This window comes from Amycolatopsis marina, from assembly GCF_900111885.1.
Classification (GTDB): domain Bacteria; phylum Actinomycetota; class Actinomycetes; order Mycobacteriales; family Pseudonocardiaceae; genus Amycolatopsis; species Amycolatopsis marina.
This window is the reverse complement of the sequence record NZ_FOKG01000035.1, coordinates 22,675-37,108: the sequence shown is the minus strand read 5'-3', so window position 1 is coordinate 37,108 and position 14,434 is coordinate 22,675. Positions and strand designations below refer to the sequence as shown.

Annotated in this window: 16 protein-coding genes; 9 read left to right on the top strand and 7 right to left on the bottom strand. The window is 70.6% G+C overall.

The window, feature by feature from the left end:
* Positions 1-343: 343 nt before the first annotated feature.
* The 4 genes from cofD to BM199_RS31525 all read left to right on the top strand — a co-directional run bounded on the left by cofD (position 344) and on the right by BM199_RS31525 (position 3,777).
* A complete protein-coding gene (gene cofD, locus BM199_RS31540) occupies positions 344-1,372 on the top strand; it encodes a 2-phospho-L-lactate transferase (protein ID WP_091679523.1) in 1,029 nt (342 codons plus the stop codon).
* Between the two features lies 1 nt (position 1,373).
* A complete protein-coding gene (locus BM199_RS31535) occupies positions 1,374-2,744 on the top strand; it encodes a coenzyme F420-0:L-glutamate ligase (protein ID WP_091679521.1) in 1,371 nt (456 codons plus the stop codon).
* Positions 2,741-3,334, top strand: coding sequence for an NUDIX hydrolase (locus tag BM199_RS31530; protein ID WP_091679537.1), 594 nt, complete (start codon positions 2,741-2,743; stop codon positions 3,332-3,334). Before BM199_RS31535 ends, BM199_RS31530 begins: the two co-directional genes overlap by 4 nt.
* Positions 3,335-3,402: 68 nt before the next feature.
* Complete coding sequence (locus BM199_RS31525; RefSeq protein WP_091679518.1) at positions 3,403-3,777, top strand: GntR family transcriptional regulator; 375 nt, start codon at positions 3,403-3,405, stop codon at positions 3,775-3,777.
* 43 nt (positions 3,778-3,820) lie between these two features.
* Here the strand turns inward: BM199_RS31525 and BM199_RS31520 are convergent, their stop codons facing one another.
* A complete protein-coding gene (locus tag BM199_RS31520; protein ID WP_091679515.1) occupies positions 3,821-4,690 on the bottom strand; it encodes an alpha/beta hydrolase in 870 nt (289 codons plus the stop codon).
* A gap of 72 nt (positions 4,691-4,762) precedes the next feature.
* Here BM199_RS31520 and BM199_RS31515 point away from each other — a divergent pair, with 72 nt between their 5' ends.
* From BM199_RS31515 to BM199_RS31505, 3 genes are read left to right on the top strand one after another with little or no spacing between them, the layout of a single operon-like run.
* Positions 4,763-5,548: a TetR/AcrR family transcriptional regulator C-terminal domain-containing protein gene (locus BM199_RS31515; RefSeq protein WP_091679512.1), complete on the top strand. Its 786-nt coding sequence runs from the start codon at positions 4,763-4,765 to the stop codon at positions 5,546-5,548.
* 48 nt (positions 5,549-5,596) lie between these two features.
* Positions 5,597-6,949, top strand: coding sequence for a hypothetical protein (locus BM199_RS31510; RefSeq protein ID WP_091679509.1), 1,353 nt, complete (start codon positions 5,597-5,599; stop codon positions 6,947-6,949).
* Complete coding sequence (locus BM199_RS31505) at positions 6,946-7,869, top strand: hypothetical protein (RefSeq protein WP_091679505.1); 924 nt, start codon at positions 6,946-6,948, stop codon at positions 7,867-7,869. The genes BM199_RS31510 and BM199_RS31505 overlap by 4 nt, the downstream gene beginning before the upstream one ends.
* 13 nt (positions 7,870-7,882) lie before the next feature.
* Here BM199_RS31505 and BM199_RS31500 read toward each other — a convergent pair whose 3' ends face one another.
* Positions 7,883-8,380 (bottom strand): hypothetical protein, encoded by a 498-nt coding sequence (locus BM199_RS31500; protein ID WP_143101982.1) that lies wholly within the window; start codon positions 8,378-8,380, stop codon positions 7,883-7,885.
* A 105-nt stretch (positions 8,381-8,485) separates the two neighbouring features.
* Between BM199_RS31500 and BM199_RS34080 the strand changes: the two genes are divergently transcribed.
* Positions 8,486-8,662 carry a hypothetical protein gene (locus BM199_RS34080; RefSeq protein ID WP_177242875.1) on the top strand — a complete coding sequence of 59 codons (177 nt, stop codon included), beginning with the start codon at positions 8,486-8,488 and terminating at the stop codon, positions 8,660-8,662.
* Positions 8,663-8,678: 16 nt separating this feature from the next.
* On the opposite strand, the gene BM199_RS31495 is transcribed toward BM199_RS34080, so the two are convergent.
* Positions 8,679-9,590 carry a DNA-3-methyladenine glycosylase family protein gene (locus BM199_RS31495; protein ID WP_091679498.1) on the bottom strand — a complete coding sequence of 304 codons (912 nt, stop codon included), beginning with the start codon at positions 9,588-9,590 and terminating at the stop codon, positions 8,679-8,681.
* Positions 9,583-10,662: a mannose-1-phosphate guanylyltransferase gene (gene manB, locus BM199_RS31490; protein WP_091679495.1), complete on the bottom strand. Its 1,080-nt coding sequence runs from the start codon at positions 10,660-10,662 to the stop codon at positions 9,583-9,585. The genes BM199_RS31495 and manB overlap by 8 nt, the downstream gene beginning before the upstream one ends.
* A 160-nt stretch (positions 10,663-10,822) precedes the next feature.
* Here manB and BM199_RS31485 point away from each other — a divergent pair, with 160 nt between their 5' ends.
* Positions 10,823-11,194 carry a hypothetical protein gene (locus BM199_RS31485; protein ID WP_091679492.1) on the top strand — a complete coding sequence of 124 codons (372 nt, stop codon included), beginning with the start codon at positions 10,823-10,825 and terminating at the stop codon, positions 11,192-11,194.
* A 3-nt stretch (positions 11,195-11,197) separates the two neighbouring features.
* Here BM199_RS31485 and BM199_RS31480 read toward each other — a convergent pair whose 3' ends face one another.
* Genes BM199_RS31480 through BM199_RS31470 form a run of 3 tightly spaced genes read right to left on the bottom strand, consistent with a single transcriptional unit; the run spans position 11,198 to position 14,420 of the window.
* Complete coding sequence (locus BM199_RS31480; protein WP_425425624.1) at positions 11,198-12,088, bottom strand: glycosyltransferase family 2 protein; 891 nt, start codon at positions 12,086-12,088, stop codon at positions 11,198-11,200.
* A 57-nt stretch (positions 12,089-12,145) separates the two neighbouring features.
* On the bottom strand, positions 12,146-13,297 hold the full coding sequence (locus tag BM199_RS31475) for a glycosyltransferase family 4 protein (protein ID WP_091679489.1): 1,152 nt from the start codon (positions 13,295-13,297) through the stop codon (positions 12,146-12,148).
* 19 nt (positions 13,298-13,316) lie between these two features.
* On the bottom strand, positions 13,317-14,420 hold the full coding sequence (locus BM199_RS31470) for a glycosyltransferase family 4 protein (RefSeq protein WP_091679533.1): 1,104 nt from the start codon (positions 14,418-14,420) through the stop codon (positions 13,317-13,319).
* Positions 14,421-14,434 lie beyond the last annotated feature (14 nt).

Below are 14,434 nucleotides of genomic sequence, written 5' to 3'. Positions count from 1 at the left end.
CCTTGGCCAGCCGACGTCCGGCCATGTCCATCAGCTCGATGTCGTGATGGTCCTCGGCCCAGTCATCTCCCACGAACAGTCGCAACGGTCCTCCCGCTCTCGATGCCGATCACCCTGTGCAGCCAGCGGGAGAACCATCAGCGACCTAATCAAGCAGTGCTTCCCGCAACCCTCACGCGGGGCACGACATCCCAGCAGCGATCAACTCTCCCGGCCTACCGGCAGGGGCACTGTCTTTCACCAGGACTCGAAATCCAGGAACCGAGAGTGCTCACCTGCCGGCCGGCTACCAGCAGGAGTGTGCCGGATAGCTCACTCCCAGAACTGATTAGGATCCGTCAGCGTGAAGGTTGTCGTAGTTGCCGGCGGAGTGGGCGGAGCCCGCTTCCTGCTCGGCGTCAAGGCCGCGCTCGGACTCCCACCGATCGGCGAGGGCCCCGCGGAGTCACCGCATGAGATCACCGCGCTGGTCAACACCGGGGACGATGTGTGGATGCACGGGTTGCGGATCTGCCCCGATCTGGATACCTGCATGTACACGCTCGGCGGTGGGATCGACACCGCGCGGGGCTGGGGCCACTCGGGGGAGACCTGGACGGTCAAGGAGGAACTGGCCGCGTACGGAGCCGAACCCAGCTGGTTCGGCCTGGGTGACAAGGACATCGCCACCCACCTGATCCGGTCCAGAATGCTGCGGGCGGGCTACCCCCTCTCGGCGGTGACCGAGGCCCTGTGCGATCGGTGGCGGCCCGGCGTGCGGTTGCTGCCCATGACCGACGACCGGGTAGAGACCCACGTCGTCGTGGACGATCCGGACGCAGGCGACGGTGCGATCGACACCGACGCGACGCCGGGCCGTAAGGCACTGCACTTCCAGGAGTGGTGGGTGCGCTACCGGGCCGAACTGCCCGCGCACTCGATCGTGCCGGTCGGCGCCGACGAGGCAGTCGCCGGACCCGGGGTGGCCGAGGCGATCGCCGAGGCCGACGCGGTGCTGCTCGCGCCGTCGAACCCGGTGGTGTCCGTGGGGTCGGTGCTCGCGGTCCCCGGTATCCGCGAGGCCCTGCGCAAGACCGAGGCCGGCGTTGTCGGAATCTCCCCGATCATCGGCGGCAAGCCGTTGCGCGGCATGGCCGACGCCTGCCTGACGGCGATCGGGGTGGAAACCTCCGCCGAGGCGGTCGGCCGCCACTACGGCTCCCGGCAGACCTCCGACGAGGGCCTGCTCGACGGCTGGCTGGTCCAGTCCGGCGAATCGGTGGACGTACCGGGCGTAGCCGTACGCGCCGTCCCGCTCCTCATGTCCGATGTGGACGCCACAGCCAAGATGGCCAAGGCGGCTCTCGAGTTGTCCGGAGTTGACGTTGACTGAAATGGCAGCTGAGAACGGCGGATCGCGAGGTCACGGAGACCACTCCGCCAACCGGCTGGAGATCCTGCCGGTCGAGGGCCTGCCCGAGTTCCGCCCCGGCGACGACCTCACCGGCGCCATCGCCGATGCCGCCCGCTGGCTGCGGTCCGGTGACGTGGTGGTGGTGACCAGCAAGATCGTCTCCAAGGTCGAGGGCAGGCTCGTCCGGGTGCCCGACGACCCCGAGGAGCGAGAGGCCGCCCGCCGCAGGCTGGTCCGGGACGAGACCGTGCGGGTCATCGCCTCGATCGGCCGGACCGAGATCACCGAGAACCAGATCGGCGTCGTACAGGCGGCCTCGGGTGTCGACGCGTCCAATGTGGCCCGCGACGAGGTCGCGCTGCTGCCCGCCGACCCGGACGCCTCGGCCGTGGCCCTGCGAGGCGGGCTGCGGGACCGGCTCGGCGTCGAGGTGGCCGTGGTGGTCACCGACACGATGGGCAGGGCGTGGCGCATCGGCCAGACCGACGCGGCGATCGGCAGCTCCGGCCTGAGCGTGCTGCACTCCTATGCGGGCGCGGTCGACGGCCAGGGCAACGAGCTCGCGGTGACCGAGGTGGCCGTCGCCGACGAAGTGGCGGCCGCCGCCGACCTGGTCAAGGGAAAACTGGGCGGGACCCCGGTCGCGGTCATCCGCGGCCTGCGGCTCGCCGACGACGGTTCCAGCGCCCGCGACCTGATCCGGCCGATCGGGGAGGACCTTTTCCGACTCGGCACGAACGAGGCGATCGCACAGGGCCGCAGGGAAGCCGTGCTGGCGCGCCGTTCGGTGCGGGAGTTCAGCCCGGAACCGGTGGACCCCGCCGTCCTCCGCACCGCCATCGGCGCGGCCCTGACCGCGCCCGCACCCCACCACACCAGACCAGTGCGGTTCGGCTGGCTGCGCGGCGAAGCCCAGCGGCGCAAACTGCTCGACGCCATGCGGTCGGCATGGCGTGCGGATCTGGCGGGCGACGGATTCACCGACGAGCAGATCGCCGCGCGGCTGCGCCGAGGCGACATCCTCTTCGATGCGCCCGAGGTCGTCATTCCGTTCCTCGTGCCCGAGGGCGCGCACACCTATCCGGACGCGCGCCGCAACGCCTGCGAGACCACGATGTTCACGGTGGCGGCCGGAGCCGCCGTACAGGGCCTGCTGGTCGCTCTCGCGGCCGAGAACCTCGGTTCGTGCTGGATCGGCTCGACGATCTTCGCCGCCGACGTGGTGCGGGAGACACTCGGTCTCGGTGCGGAGTGGCAGCCGCTGGGCGCGGTCGCGATCGGCCATCCCGCGGACGGCCCCTCAGGCCCGCGTCCGCCGCGTGAACTGGACGAGGGACTGATCGAGTGGTGACCGGGCCTGCTCGGCTGCACACCGACGCACTGTCCACCCTGGAGGCTTGGCGGCCCGCGACCGCCGCGCAGGAGTCACTGCGGCAGAGCTATCTCGGCTTCATCTCGGCGCGGGAGGACGCGTGCGCCCGTGAGTGCGCGCCGGGACACGTGACGGCTTCGGCCGTCGTGCTGGACGAGCCCGGGGAACGGGTGCTGCTGACCCTGCATCCGCGGGTCGGCCGCTGGCTGCAGCTCGGTGGGCACTGCGAGCCGGAGGACACCACCCTGGCCGGAGCCGCGCTCCGGGAGGCGCACGAGGAGTCGGGCATGGCGGATCTGGTGATCGATCCGACGCCGGTCCACCTCGACGTCCATCCCATCACCTGCTCGCTGGGCGTGCCCACCCGGCATTTCGACGTGCGGTTCGTGGTCCGCGCCCCCAGGCACGCGCAGCCGGTGCGCAGTACCGAATCGGACGACCTGCGCTGGTGGCCGATCTCGGCGCTGCCACCTGGCAGTACGGACCTGACCGAAATGATCGCCTCGGCGACCGAGGTCGCGGACAGTGTGTTCGTCCCCGAATCGCACTTTCCCGGGAAAGTGCGATAGTTGCGTATGCACTTAGGTCACTTTCCCGGGAAAGTGCGCGTTGTCGATGTCCGGCTGGCGGTGCCGTGATGATCCTCAACGTCGACGCCACCTCGAAGGTGCCACCGTTCGAGCAGGTCCGTGGCGAACTCGCCCGGCAGATCAACGACGGTGAACTGGCCGTGGGGACCAAGCTGCCGACCGTGCGCAGACTCGCCGCCGATCTCGGTGTCGCCCCGAACACGATCGCCCGTGCCTACCGGGAACTCGAGGAGGCCGGGCTGATCGAGACCCGAGGCCGGGCGGGCAGTTTCGTCGGCGCGAGTGGCGACGAAAGCCGCGGCCGCGCCAGGCAGGCGGCCGCCGAGTACGCCACCACGGCGCGGCAACTGGGCCTGACCGGCGGCGAGGCACTCGCGATCGTCACCGCGGTGATCGAGAGCGGCGGAGGGACCACGGCCTGATCGTGGTCGGCGAGTTCTCGGCACGGACACCGAGCGCTGTCGCTCAGCCGGTCAGCCGGTCGACCAGCCAAGGCCGCAGCACTGGCAGCACATTCGCGGGCTGCATCGCCTGGGTGTGGTCGAGCCCGTCCAGCACTCGCACATCCCATCCGGCGGCTTCCAGCTCAGCGCGGTGCTCCGTCAACGGACCCGCGATGTCCACGGTGACGCCGCCCCAGCGCTCGCCATAGGGGATCGTGTCCGCCGAGCCGGCGAAACACAGGCGGGGGCAGCCGAGGTGAGCCTGCGCGGCCCTGTCGTCGAAGTCCCGCAGCGACTCGTAGAGCCGGACGAACTGCCGGGTCTGCGGCTCCGTCAACGCCACCTCGACGGCCGACCAGTCGAAGTCGTCGGCCGGCCAGTCGGCTTCCTGAGTCCGCTGGGGCTCCCGGGGTTGCGTGCTCGGGCCCGCTTCCGCCATCTCGTGCGTGGCGGCGGTGACGCGCAGCATCTCCGCGTACGGCCCCGCGACGGGCGGGAACCCGCCCATCACCAGCGCGGTGAGGCGGTCGGTGCGGATCGCGAGCTGGAGTCCGGCCAGTGCCAGCCACGAGTAGCCGTAGTAGGCGAACCCGTCGGCGTCGGCCGCGTCGGCGACCGCCAGCAGGTCGGCGGCGATGTTGCCGGGTGTCAGCGTGTCGGGCTTCGGCGTGTCCAGGACGTGGCTCTCGTAGCCGAACGCGACCACGCGGAAGGCGTCGGCGAGGCCGTCGACGAGGGACCGGCCGAGCGCGGGATCGACTCCCCACTTCCCGGCCTCCTCGGCGGCCTTGCCCGTGGCCGGTCGCGGATCCACCGGAAGCAGCAGGGTCGGCCCGGCTCCGTGGATCTCCAGCTCAATGCGACTTCCGTCGTGCAGTTTCGCCTGAGTCACCGTTCTCCCCTGTTCCCTTAGGCTGTAAAGTAATAACGGAAGGAACAATACATTATGATGTAAGGAGATATCGTGGGTGTCCTCGCCGGCCAGGGTGACGCCGCCGTGTCCATGGCCCTGCTGTGGGGCGAAACAGGAAGTCAGAGCACCCGAACCGCCCCTGGCCCCCGCCCCGCTCTCAGCGTCGAAGCGATCGTGGAAGCAGCGATCGCGGTGGCCGACACGGAAACCATCGCGGGACTGTCGATGCGGGCTGTGGCCGAGCGACTCGGCCGCACTTCCATGGCGCTCTACACGTACGTCCCGGGCAAAGCGGAACTGCTCGACCTCATGTACGACCGCGTGCACGCCGAACTGGCAGGCGACCATGACGGCGGCGAGGGCTGGCGTGCCGCCGTCACGTCATGGGCAACCGAACTCAGGTCGTTCTACCTGCGTCATCCGTGGGTGCTGCAGGTGTCGTACGCGCGGCCGGTGCTCGGTCCGCACGAACAGGCCGTCCTGGAGACGCTGCTGGGCATCCTCTTCGAGACCGGCCTGCCAGCCCCGATCCTGCGCGCAGGCGTGAACTCGCTGTTCAACCACATTCGCGGATCCGCCCAGACGGCCGCCGAAGCCCGGCAGGCCGCGAACGCGACGGGGGTTTCCGACCAGGAATGGTGGTCGAGTCGCTCGGCCCTGTTGCAGGAGGTCGCGCCCGGCTTCGCCGAGCGGTTCCCGCACTCGGTGCGCCTCGCACGCGAAACAGCGCCCTCGCACCGGACAGCGGAGTCGTGGCAGCACGAACTCGACGAGGTCTTCGCGGTCGGCCTGTCCATCCTGCTGGACGGAATCGAGGCCGGACACGAGAGCACCTGAGATCCGTCGACGACAGAGCCGTTGACAATCGCCCATAGTGTCCTGTTCGTGAGATCCGTCATCACGATGGCAGTCATCCTCGCGCTGCCCCTGCTCGCCCTCGGCGCTGCCCCCGTGGCCACCGCACAAGAGATCGCACTCCCACCGAAACTTGATGTCGAGGCCGCCCTCGACGCCCTGCGCACCCAACAGATCCACCGCGTCCCCGGCGCGGTGGCCCACTTCGACGAGGACCTGATTCGTGACGAAATGACCGGGAACATGCGAGTTCTCGTCGCGCCGCCGCGCGGGCCGACCGATGGGAACGGCCATTACAAGGACATCGACCAGTACTTCCAGGAGGTCGAAAGAAAGCTCGATGCCTGGACCAAGGAAACGGGTCTACGACTGATCTCCGTGATCGGGCTGGACGTGTCCTACCGGTATCTCCCGCCTTCGCCCCTCGGCGGCCCCGGCGAGTTCCAGCGTCGAAATATGGTGCCGGACACACTGGCCGAGGCACGGCAGCACGTCGCGCAACACGACGTGACAGCGACGGTGTGGCGCAGCGTCCGGCAGGTCAAGGACACCACCGACGATCCGATGTTGCTCGACCACCCGGTCGCCGAGTTGACCGAGGCCAGCCCGGCACGGACAGCCGAGCTGGCCGACCTGCTTCGGGAGAACCCGGTTCACAACGCACCTGGCCGGACCGAGGAAATACGCCTGAGCGTCGCCGAGATCCGCCAGGAAACCGGGTTCGACGTGCGGGTGGCGGCCTTCCCCGTGGCGGATCCCGCCGACCCGCTCGTCGACCACGCGCCCGCACTCGCCGAGCACTTTCCGGGCGAGGTGATAGTAGTGGCCTACGGCGCATGGCTGGAGGTCGCGGGCCCGCACCAGGCTCAGCTCACCTCCTCCCGCGACTCCACCCTCGGTCGCAGTGAAGGACGGATGCACGCGCTTCTGCCGACGGTCAACTCCAATATCGTCAAGATGCTGCGGAACGCGGACCGGCTGATCACCGACCGGCCGTTCAGCCGACCGCAGACCCCTCCCCTGCGCGAAATCATCATCACCGGCGCACCGTGGCTGTTCCTGGGATCGGCGCTGATACTGGGCGGGGGCGGGCTCGCGCACACCATCTCCCGAAAGACACTGAACGCCCGTGCCCGGCGCGGCGCGCTGCGGGAGACCAGCGCCGAGGCATTCGCGGCGATCACCCAGCTCGGGCGGCGCCTCCTGGCCGCCGACCCCGCCACCGCTCCGGTCATGGTCAAAGCCGCCGAACGTCACTCCACTGCCACCGCGCTCTTTGACAGGTCCACCACACCGGCCGCGATGGCGGAGGTCCGCTCGATCGCCGAACAGGGCAGTCGGCTGCTCGACGAGCACCCGCGCGACGATCGGCACGAGCAGTGAGACTCGGTGACCTTTTCGGCGGACGTCGCTGGATCTACCTCGCGGTGGTGGTCGGGCTGGTCGGTTTCGCCGTGGTGGTACGGCCGTGGACGACCGTCGAGGAACGGGCACGCACCGCGGCCGAAGGGCTGCGCGACTCCCCGGTCCATGTCGCCGCGGGGGCTCGGGACGTGGTGGACGAGCAGCACGCACGCGAGGTGATCGGCGACCGCGCGATCGTCGTGGCTCTGTTCGAGGATGCCCCGCTGACCGAGTACGAGGGAGCAACCAGCCCGCCCCTCGAATTGTGCCGCGACCTGGCCGAACTCACCCCCACCAACGTGGTGCTCGTCTACGCACAGGGCTTCTACGGTGAATACCGGAGCAAGATCTGTGTCGGGCCCGCGTTTCCCGATTCACCACTGAGCGAATGGACCGCCCACGACTTCAACATCAGCTTGGTCACCGCGGTCACTGACAGCTCCCGCTACCGCGTGACCGCCGGCAACGTGACTCCCGAGATCGAGGAACTCGTCCTGGCCTTCGACGCCCGTTCGGCCGAACGCTACGGCGAGATACTCACGCGCAGCCAGGTCGGCGACACCATGTCGTTCCGGCCGCTCGCACTCGCCGCGCTCGGCACCGTTTTGACCACGGTCGCGCTGTTCCTCCTGCTGCGCCGAGGCGGACAACTCCTGGGAGCGAAAGGACGCAGAGATCGGGCACTCGCCCGGCGCCGCAAATCCGTCGACGCCAGGCTGAACGTCCTCGCCGATCGAGTGCTGCATCCACACGGGCCACCTGACGCCCAGGCGGCCGGGGACTACGTGCTGATCCTGCACTCCTTCGGCGAGGCCACGACCGAAACTCAACTCGACCAGGTGGAGCACCGGATCGAGGCACTGGAGCGAACATTTGAGCTGAGCTCGTCGGCTGGCTGAGTGGGGCCGAACGCTAACCCGGTGCGGTGTGATGCGCGAGCACCCGGCAGACCAGCCAGGTCACCGCCTGCGGGCTCGGGCGGACGGCCGTGGCGATCGCGTCCTCGTAGACGTCGAAGGCGTTGCGGCCGCTACCGCTCTGCCGAATCAGCCGGTAGGGGAGCATCCAGCTCTCCCGCCGGGCGCCCGACCGTTGCGCGCGCTCCACCGCGCGCCACAGGGCATAGGCGGGCTGTGGCGTCTCCGGCCACTCCCGCAGGACGATCCCGTTCACCACCACGGCGAGCTTCTCCAGCAGCGAATGGGACTTGTACTGCAGGGGGATCGCATCGCTGGTGGCGCGGGACTCGGCCGACCACCCGGCCCACGCCTCACCGGCCACCCAGGCGCGGGACCAGCCACAAGCCTCGTACAGATGCTGGGTCCTCGGCTCGTCCACGTCGAAGGGGTCCAGCCCACCCGAAGGGTAGTCATAGCTCACCTTCGTCGGGGACAAACGTGGGACGGTCACGATGCGGAACCTATCCGTTGCGCACTCTCCGCGCATACCCATCTAAGTATTAACCTGAACGGACCACCACGCACGAGCGTTTGGCAGGCGTCACAGGGGGCGGCCATGGCACTGATCGGGGTAGTCCAGCTTCTGCTCGTCGTCCTGGGAATCGCCGCCGTTGTCGCGGTCGTCCTCTTGGTCGTCAAGATCAGCAAACCTCGCCACGTCCAGTACCCGCCGCCGGAGCACCCCCAGCAGCAGTACCGGCCGCCGCCCTACCTCCAGCGACCGCCGCGCTGAGTTCTCAGACGCCCGCTCACATGGCCCGGTAGTCGCGCACCGGATATCTCGGGCCGAACCGCGGCCGGGAGAAGCCCGCCGCCTCGAGATAGCGCACCACCCGCTGCCGCTGCGGGGCGTAGGGGGCGAGTTCGGCGAGCATGCCCGCGTCGTCCAGCGCCCTCCCGGTCAGTGCGTGCCCGACGATCGCGGGGATGTGGAAGTCGCCGATACTCACCGCGTCCGGATCTCCCCAGGCGCGCTGGGCGATCTCGGCTGCGGTCCACACACCGATCCCGCGCACCTTGCGCAGCAGCGCGCGCCCCTGCGCTCCTCCCAGTTCCGCCGCACACCCCAGCCGGTGCGCCACCCGGGCGGCGGCGATCAGCGTCGTGCGGCGGGTCAGGTCGACGCCCGCCTTGTGCCAGTTCCAGTCCACGATGGACCGGATGGCGAGCGGGGTAGGCGGCACCCGCAGACCGGCGGGCGCGGGCCCTGGCGCGGGCTCGCCGAAGCGCAGGCACAGTTCCCGCCACGACCGCCGCGCCTCGATGCTGGTGACCTTCTGTTCCAGCACGGCGGGCACGAGCGCGTCCCAGACCCGGCCGGTGGACCCGATGCGCAGCCCCGGCAGCTCCCGCCGTGCCCTCGCCACCACATCGTGATGCGCCGCGAACCCCGTGTCGTCGTCGGCCGCGCCGAGCAGCGCGGGCAGCCCGTCCAGCAGGAACCGGGCACCGGGTCCCCACGTCGTCGCCTCGAACTCGCCCGATGCCCTGCCCAGCAGCGCGAGGGTGCCGGGACCGTCCGGCGTGTTCGCGGCCAGCCAGGTGATCCCGGCCGCGTCCCGCAGCATCGCCGGATCGCCCTTGCCGCGCTGCTGCGGAGCCAGCACCACCGCGGCGTCGAGTACGAACGGCGGCCGCCAGTGCCGGGCCCTCTCAGGCATCGCTGGAAAACCGCACCGCCCCGTCGGGCAGCGCGATCCCTGGCCACACCCTCGCCCCCTCGAGCAGTTCACAGTCGGCGCCGACGGAGGCACCGTCGCCGAGCACGACACCGCGCAGGACCGTGCGGGCGCCGACGCGCGCGCCCTTGCCGAGCACCGAGTTCTCCACCACGGCGCCCGCCTCGACCACGGCGTCGTCGAACACCACAGAGCCTGCCACCCTGGCCCCTTCGCCGAGGACGGCACGCTCCCCGACCGTCGTACCCGTGTCCACAGTGGCCGATTCGTGGACGTCGGCGCCATCGAGCAGCAACGACTCGCCCGGCGATCCCGGCAGAGCCGAGGTCGGGGCGATTCCGCGCACGAGGTCGGCCGAACCGCGGACGAATGCCTCGGGGGTGCCGACATCGAGCCAGTAGGAGGAGTCCACGAAACCCTGCACGTACGCGCCTGCCTCGAGCAGTCCGGGGAACGTCTCCCGCTCCACGGAGACGGGCCTGCCGTGCGGGATCGACTCGATGACGGAACGACGGAAGACATAGCAGCCCGCGTTGATCTGGTCGGTCGGCGGGTTCGGTGTCTTCTCCAGGAACTCCAGCACACGACCCGACGCGTCGGTCGGCACCGAACCGAAGCGACTCGGATCGGCCACCCGCTGCAGGTGCAACGTCACGTCGGCATCCGCATTCCGGTGCGTGCCGATGAGCTTGCCGAGATCCGCGCCCGAGAGGATGTCGCCGTTGAACACCACGACGTCCTCGGCTCGCAGCCGATCGGCCACGTTGCGGATCGCGCCCGCCGTGTCCAACGGCTCCGCCTCGACCACGTACTCCAGTTCGAGCCCGAGCGCCGAACCGTCGCCGAAGTACTCCTCGAACACCTCGGCCCGGTATGAGGTGCCGAGCACCACATGCGTGATTCCGGCCGCACGGATTCTGGAGAGCAGATGGCTGAGGAAGGGGACCCCGGCCGTCGGCAGCATCGGCTTCGGCGCGGACAACGTCAATGGACGCAACCGAGTTCCCTTGCCGCCTACCAGAACCACGGCGTCGATCCCTGGTGTGAACTCCATGCGTTGCAGACCCCTCTCGCGCCGGCGCGATGATTGCACGATCAATGGGCGACAGACCGCGGGAAACAATGACGACAACCGCCCGGAGGGCATACCCTAGACGTCAACGGTGGCGGGCCCGTTCGGAGAGGGCCCCGGGTGAGTACGGGGAGGCGTGGGCATGGATCCCCGCGATCGAGCGGACGCCTTGCTCTCGCGCGCTCAGGCGCGCAGGGGCGTGGTCACGCCGGACAACATGACGTCACCGATGGACGCCTCGAACACGCAGCAGATTCCGCGGTCCGTCGTCTCGGAGATCGACCAGGACCCGGACAGCACGACCCAGCTGCCCGCCTCGGTGATCGAGGCGAACGACTACCTCGCCGAGTCCACCCCGACCAACCGCCTCGACGGCGAGTCCAGGGCCGCGCCACAGGCACGTGGGCCGCGGCGGGTGGACGACGTCGAGGAGCAGGAACTCGACGGGCTCATCCCGACGGTCACCACCCAGCCCGGACAGTCGGCGCTCTCCCGCCGTCTCGAGGGTCTGTGACCGTCAGTTGGTGGCTCGGCCGGGCCGCGTCTCGAGCTTGAGTCGCAGGGCCAGCCCGGCGCGGATGGCCGCGAGTACCGGCTTCCAGGCCGGTCCCTTGTGCCGGTCGGCGAGATAGCGGTAGGCGCTCTCGTGGTGCACCGCAAGCATCCGCGACGGTGCGCGGGACGTGGCATGGCCGCCGAGATGCATCACCGTGGCCGAGGGCGCGTACACGTTCTGCCAGCCGGCGCGGCCGAGCCGGTCGCCGAGGTCGACGTCCTCGAAGTACATGAAGTACCGCGGGTCGAACCCGTCCACCGAGTCGAAGGCCTCCCGGCGCAGTAGCTGGCAGGAACCGGAGAGCCAGCCCGCCGTACGCTCGCTCGGTTCCCCGTTCTCCTGCCGGTAGGCGCGGGTCCATGGGTTCGCGGACCAGATCTTGCCGAACACCGCGTGCCCGATCCCGCGCCCGAGCGAGGGCAGCAGCCGTGCCGACGGGTACACCGAGCCGTCGAGCTCCCGGATCAGCGGGCCGAACGCGGCTCCCCTCGGCCAACGCCCGGCCACCTCCAGCAACGTGTCCAGCGAGCCCGGCTCCCACTCCAGGTCGGCATTGGCCACGACCACCCAGCCGATGTCGTCGCCCAACGAGGCCACCCCGCGGTTCGCGGCGGCCCCGTAGCCGAGGTTCTCGCCCATCCGCAGCAGCCGCACGTGCTCCCGCTCGGCGCCGCGTTCCGGGGCACCGTCGGTCGATTCGTTGTCGGCCAGCACGACCTGGACCTCGCGTGTGGTGGCCTTCTCGAGCGTGTCGAGGAAGCGGTCGAGGGTCTCACCGGGGAAGTAGGTCACGACCACCACGGCGACACCATCGCCGTACGTCTCTGGCTCACTGGATGTCGGCTCGGTCACGCGCCACATTGTGCCCTGGCGCACGGCACCCAGGTGCACACGCCCCATCGCGGGCGGTCAGCGATCGCGGCGCCGATGTACGGCCCACGCCTTCGCGTATGCCTCTCTGTGCCGCTCCGCGCTCGCGGACCAGGAGAACTCCTTCGCCCTGCGCAGTGCGGCCTCACCGAGTGCCGCGCGGCGGGCCGGGTCGTCGAGCAGTTCGCTGAGCGCGGCTCCGACGTCGCCCGCGCCGACACCGCAGTACGCGACGGCGTCCCCGCCGACCTCCGGCAGGGAGAGGCGCCGTGTGGTCAGCACCGGGGCACCGCTGGCCATGGCCTCGAGCACGGGAAGGCCGAATCCCTCGCCGAGACTCGGGTAGGCCACCAGTTCGGCTCCGCCGAGGAAGCCCGAGAGCGTGTCGAACGGCAGGTATCCGGCGCGGATCACCCGCAGCCGGTGCGGCACCGCGTCCAGTGCGCGCTCCACCTGGCTGTCCCATCCGGGCTGGCCTGCGAGCACCAGCGCGGGCGGCTCGGCGCGGCCGGCGACCGCGGCGGCGAATCCGCGGATCAGGGCGGGCACGTTCTTGCGGGGCTCCAACGCGCCGAGGAAAGCGACGTAGGGGGTGTCCCCGAGACCGATCGCCTCCCTGGCCGCACGCACCTCGTCCGGTGTCGGGGGGTGGAACCGCTCGACGTCGACCCCGTGCTGGATGACCTCGAGCTCGGCGGGGTCGGCACTGGTGACCCGGGCCAGCTCGCTCGCCGTCGCCTCACTGGGCACGACGCACAGCGCGGCCCTGCGCAGCGCGGCCACGGTCCAGGCCCGGAAGAAGCGGGCCTTCACCCCGGCATGCAGAACGGCGTCGGTGAAGAACGTGGCGTCGTGCAGGGTGACCACTGACACGGCCCGGCCCGCGAGCGGCATCGTGTAGTGCGGGGAGTGCACGACCTCGACACCGAGCCGCCGCGCCAGCAGCGGCAGAGTCGTCTGTTCCCAGGTGAGCCGGGCCGTGCGCGTGGCCGTGGACTCCGCGGTCCGGATCACCCGTGAGTGCGGTGCAAGGCGGGAGTAGAGCTGCGCGTCCCGGGGCTGGCAGACAACCGTGATCGGCGCCCGGTCGGCGTCCAGCGCGGCGACGAGTGAGTCGACGTAACGGCCGACGCCTCCCCGGTCCGCGGGGACCGCTGTCGCGTCGATCAGTACGCGTGGTTCGGCTGCCACCAGTGCAGGGTACGACCGATCACCTACCGCGTGGTCGGGAACCGGCAAACTGGTGGATGGACCAGACCTCTTCGGCCGCGCGCCGCCAGGAGAAGGCCCTGGCCCGCGCCCGGCCCGCCGCCCCCAGCTCCGCGGCTCGCGCCGGGGAACCGACCACCTCGGCGAGCGCGTCCGCCAGTGCTCGCGCGTCGCCGCGCGCCGTGGTGAGCCCCGCCCCGCCCGCGACCTCCACCAGCGCTGGCACGTCGGAGTGCACCACCGGCACCCCGCAGGCCATCGCCTCCAGCAGCGGAAGCCCGAACCCCTCCGCGAGGCTCGGGGCGGCGAGCACCGCGGCCCCGCGCAGGACGTGCGCCAGCTGGGCGTCGCTGACCCGCCCGAGCAGGTGCAGCCTGCTCCGGGCCAGCCCGTGCGCACGCGCCAGCGCGACGGGATCGAGATCACCCCAGCCCGGCTGGCCCACCAGGACGAGCGCGACGTCGGTGTCCAGGGCGGCGACGGCCTGGATCAGCACCTCGATCCCCTTGCGCGGTTCGATCGTGCCGACCGCGAGGACGAACCGGGGCGGCAGGTCCGGGACCGGGCCGTCGGGCGCGGTGAGCGCGGTGGTCACCCCGTGCCCGATCACCCGGATCCGCGCTCGCCCCCCGACGAGCCCGGCGAGCTCGTCGGCGACGGCTCTGGTGGGAACGACGAGTGTGTCGGCCCTGCCCGCCGCCCTGGCGATCATCGAACGGTGCCAGGTCGCGCCGCGCGGGGTGAGGGTCTCCGGATGTGTCCACGGGACCGTGTCGTGCACGGTCACGGCGAGCGAGTGACGCCCGCCGGCACCGGGCGGGGCCAGCGGGGTCGGGGCGTGTACCGCCTGTCCGCCCGGCCACAGGGGAATGCCCGCCTGCCACGCGGCGACCAGCGCACGGCGCGGCAAGGGCAGCACCCGCGGCCCGTCGACGCCGGTGATCCTGGCCGGTTCGACGTCGGCGTGCCGCGCGACGGCACTGCTCAGCCGCCAGCCCGGCGGGACTGTCTCGGCGAGCGCGCGCAGCAGCTCGGCGGTGTAGCGGCCGGTGCCACCGGGCACCGGCGCCAGCAACTGCTCGGCGATCACCACGAGTTCGGGCACGCGCACTATTCTGC